Genomic DNA, 3,908 nt, shown 5'->3' with positions numbered 1-3,908 from the left:
GGCATACGCGGCCTCCGGACTGGAAATACCTGTCCACCTCACACCACATGGCGGCGATGGCCCCATGCGGCTCACCCTCACGCAAGGTCACGAAGATATGTCGCTCGAACCAGTCGTCGACATCGTCCAGCACGACCGCCGCCATCTCCTCCTTGCCGCCGGGGAAGAAATGATAAAGGCTGCTTTTGCCCAGCCCGGTGCGCTCCGTGATCCGACTCATGCTCGCGCCGTCATACCCCAGCTCGCGGAAGGCATCCGCGACCAGGGGTATGACATCGGCTCGTTCGAAGACGACGCGGGCCATCAGAGTCCCAGGTCGGAGAGACCCGGGTGATCATCCGGACGACGTCCCAGCGGCCAGTGGAACTTGCGCTCGCTCTCGGCGATGGGGAGATCGTTGATGCATGCATAGCGATGGTGCATCTCGCCTGCGGCGTCGAACTCCCAGTTCTCGTTACCGTAGGAGCGGAACCAGTTACCGCTGTCGTCGTGCCATTCATAGGCGAAGCGCACGGCGATGCGATCGCCGGTAAAGGCCCACAGCTCCTTGATCAACCGGTAATCCTGCTCTTTCTGCCACTTACGCGTAAGGAAGGCGACGACTGCCTCGCGGCCGGTGACGAACTCGGCGCGATTCCGCCACTGGCTGTCGACGGTGTAAGCGAGGGCCACCCTGGCAGGGTCGCGACTATTCCAGCCGTCTTCGGCAAGACGGACCTTCTGCACGGCGGATTCGTGATTGAACGGAGGGACAGGCGCGGCCATCGGGAGGCACTCCAGCGTTGAGTAGTCGCCAGTGTACCGATCGGTACACTGGCGCGCTTGGCGCATCTTGTCGCAGCAGTCCGTAAGCGGGTTAAAGCAGACGACCTTCACCGTCTTCGGCCCAGCCCGCCTCGGCGGCCATATGTTCCGGCACAGCGAACAGATGCCGGAAACGCGACGGCTGTGACCGCAGGTATTGCTTCGGCGGATGGTGAATCTGCCCGCCCAACTGGGCAGCCGCGTGCCAGGGCCACCGTGGATCGAACAGCACCGTGCGCGCCAGAGCGATCATGTCCGCGTCGCCTGTGGCCACGATGGCCTCCGCCTGCTCGGCTTCGGTGATCAGGCCGACGGCCACGACGGGCATCTTTACGGCTTGCTTCACCGCGCGGGCGAAGGGCACCTGGTAGCTGGGGCCCACAGGGATCTTCTGCGCGGCATCGAGACCGCCCGTCGACACATGGATGGCATCGCAGCCGTGGTCTTCGAGGGCACGGGCGAACACGAGGGTCTGCTCCAGATCCCAGCCGCCCTCGACCCAATCCGTCGCCGACACGCGCATCGTGACGGGACGATCGGCGGGGAAAGCTGCGCGGACGGCGTCGAATACCTCGAGGGGGAAACGCATGCGGTTTTCCAGCGACCCGCCGTATTCGTCGGTCCGCTGGTTGGAGATCGGCGAGAGAAACTGATGCAGCAGGTAGCCATGCGCCCCGTGCAACTGGACCACATCGATATCCAGCCGCGCGGCCCGCACCGCAGCGGCGGCGAATGCGTCGCGGACACGGTCCAGGCCATCACGGTCCAGCGCCGTGGGCGGCAGATAGTCGTCGAGGAAGGCCACGGCCGACGGTGCCTCGGTTTGCCAACCATGGGCGTCATCCGGCGCCAGCTGGGCGCCGCCGACCCAGGGTGTGTCAGTCGACGCTTTGCGCCCCGCGTGGTTGAGCTGGATCGCGATGGGCACGTTGGACCACTTGCGCACGCCTTCCAGCGTGCGCCGCATGGCGGCTTCCGTCGCGTCGTCGTACAAGCCCACGTCGGCCCAGGTGATCCGCGCCTCGGGCAGCACGGCCGTGGCTTCGATCGTCACCAGGGCGGCGCCCGAGTTGGCGAGCTGACCCAGGTGCATCARGTGCCAGTCGTTCATCTGGCCGTCCACGGCCGAGTACTGGCACATTGGCGCGATCACGATCCGGTTGGTCAGGTCGAGGTTACGTACACGGATCGGTTTGAACAGCGCGGGTTGCGCCATGGGGTGTCTCCTTGGAAACCAGATACTTGATACCCGTGTTGGGGTATCGGTTGCTTGAAAAAAAGGGCGCTCAGGCGTCGCCGGGCAACGGCGCTTCCGGCGACACGAGGCCTTGCTGGCGCATCTCGCGCCAGAAGTCGACGGGGATGATCGCCTTGAGCGCGGCGTGGTCTTCGGCAATACGCGATGGTTTGCTGGCACCGGGAATCACCGCCGCCACCGCAGGATGGGCCAGCACGAACTGCACCGCCGCCGCCTTCACCGGCACGTCGTAGCGGGTGGCCAGCGCCTTGATCTTTTCGACGCGAGCGATGATTTCCGGCGACGCCGCCTGGTATTCAAAGTGGGCGCCACCGGCCAGGATGCCCGAGCTGTACGGGCCGYCGACGACGATGTCGACGCCCTTTGCGGCAGCCGCTGGCATCAGGCGCTGGAGCGCGTGGGCGTGATCGAGCAATGTGTAGCGCCCGGCGAGCAGCGTGGCATCCGGTCGTGCGTTAGCGAGGCCCAGCAGGAGTTCCACCGGCTCGGTCTTGTTCACGCCCAGGCCCCAGCCCTTGATGACGCCTTCGTCGCGCATGCGATCCAGCGCGCGGAACGCGCCGGTGCGTGCGATCTCGAACTTGCCCAGCCACTCGTCGCCGTAGAAGTCCTGCGCGATGTCGTGCACCCAGACAAAATCGATATGACCGACGCTCATGCGCTTCAGGCTGTCCTCGATGGACTGGTAGGTGCCTTTTTCCGTGTAGTCGTCGACGACTTTGTTCGGACGGCCATGCTCGAACACGCCGCCCTTCTCGCCCAGGTCCCGGGCGCCGGTTTCCAGCTCGTCCAGAACGATACGACCGACCTTGGTACTCAAGGTGTATTCGTCACGCGGGTGCCTGGCCAGCATCTGGCCCAGACGAATCTCGGCGAGGCCGGCGCCATAGAACGGCGCGGTGTCGAAGAAGCGGGTGCCCTGCTCCCAGGCGGCCTCGACGGTGGCGGCAGCCTCGTCCTCGGGAATGTTGCGGAACATGTTGCCCAGCGGGGCGGTACCGAAGCCCAACGGGCCAGCCAGAAGTTTGTCGCGGATGGTCATGGTGTGTCTCCAGATCGAATGGGTACCGTGGCGGGATTCGTTCCGTATCATCACGAATATGACCAGGAACGACCTCACTCTCCCGTGCGCCAGCGGGCGCCGCCACGGCTTACGACGAGTAATATGGAACCCGACGGTGCCAGCGGCAAGACGGGCCCGGCTATCGACACTCATGCCCTCGATTCACGAATAGGTGATTTATGGACAACCGCGCGGGAGAAATGGAGGCCTTCATGCGGGTCGTCCAGTCCGGCAGCTTCGCGGGCGCGGCACGGAGTTTCGGCTTGTCGCCCTCGGCGATCAGCAAACTCGTGGCGCGACTGGAAAGCCGGCTCGGCACACGACTGATCGTGCGCACCACGCGTACCCTGCAGCTCACCCCGGAAGGCGAAACCTATTACGCGCGCGCCTTGCGGGTATTGGCCGATATCGACGAGACCGAACGTCTTGTCGCCCATGGCGGCGCGGCGGCGCCCTCGGGAAAGCTGCGTGTGAACGCTTCGGTATCCTTCGGCGTGCGCAAGATCGTCCCGCTGATTCCGGAATTCCTCGCCGCCTACCCCCTGGTGGAGCTGGACCTCTCGCTCAACGACAGCATCGTGGATCTGGTGGAAGACCGCGCCGACGTCGCCATCCGTGTGGGCGTGTTGCCCGACTCCGGCCTCAAGGCACGCAAGATCAGTGAAGCGGGTTACGTCGTATTCGCCTCTCCCGCCTACCTGGAGCGCCACGGTATGCCGACGACACCCGACGATCTGGCCGCGCACAACTGCCTAGTCTTCAACCTGGGCCGCTCGTTCAATG

4 protein-coding genes and 1 pseudogene are annotated in these 3,908 nt (G+C 64.9%); 1 reads left to right on the top strand and 4 read right to left on the bottom strand.

Annotated features, from left to right (window positions below; translation table 11 throughout):
* From AC1DT2_RS17365 to AC1DT2_RS17350, 4 genes and pseudogenes are all read right to left on the bottom strand, one after another.
* On the bottom strand, nucleotides 1–304 hold a 304-nt coding region (locus AC1DT2_RS17365; RefSeq protein ID WP_477297706.1), incomplete at its 3' end, for a TetR/AcrR family transcriptional regulator.
* On the bottom strand, nucleotides 304–765 hold the full coding sequence (locus AC1DT2_RS17360; RefSeq protein ID WP_063571900.1) for a nuclear transport factor 2 family protein: 462 nt from the start codon (nucleotides 763–765) through the stop codon (nucleotides 304–306). The genes AC1DT2_RS17365 and AC1DT2_RS17360, both read right to left, overlap by 1 nt.
* Nucleotides 766–919: 154 nt before the next feature.
* Nucleotides 920–2,020, bottom strand: a pseudogene (locus AC1DT2_RS17355) (NADH:flavin oxidoreductase/NADH oxidase); the annotation flags it as partial.
* A 70-nt stretch (nucleotides 2,021–2,090) separates the two neighbouring features.
* Entirely contained in the window at nucleotides 2,091–3,104 is a 1,014-nt protein-coding gene (locus AC1DT2_RS17350) for an aldo/keto reductase (protein ID WP_477297704.1), read from the bottom strand.
* 233 nt (nucleotides 3,105–3,337) lie between these two features.
* Here AC1DT2_RS17350 and AC1DT2_RS17345 point away from each other — a divergent pair.
* On the top strand, nucleotides 3,338–3,908 hold a 571-nt coding region (locus tag AC1DT2_RS17345; RefSeq protein ID WP_477297703.1), incomplete at its 3' end, for a LysR family transcriptional regulator.

The sequence above is a fragment of the Luteibacter sp. P4_E6 genome, from assembly GCF_056401535.1.
Note: the sequence above shows the minus strand (reverse complement) of the source record. Positions and strands in the feature narration are given on the sequence as shown.

What these genes read in the sequence shown, in the direction of transcription:
- AC1DT2_RS17360 (WP_063571900.1), bottom strand. Translation starts at nt 765, where the DNA reads ATGGCCGCGCCTGTCCCTCCGTTCAATCACGAATCCGCCGTGCAGAAG.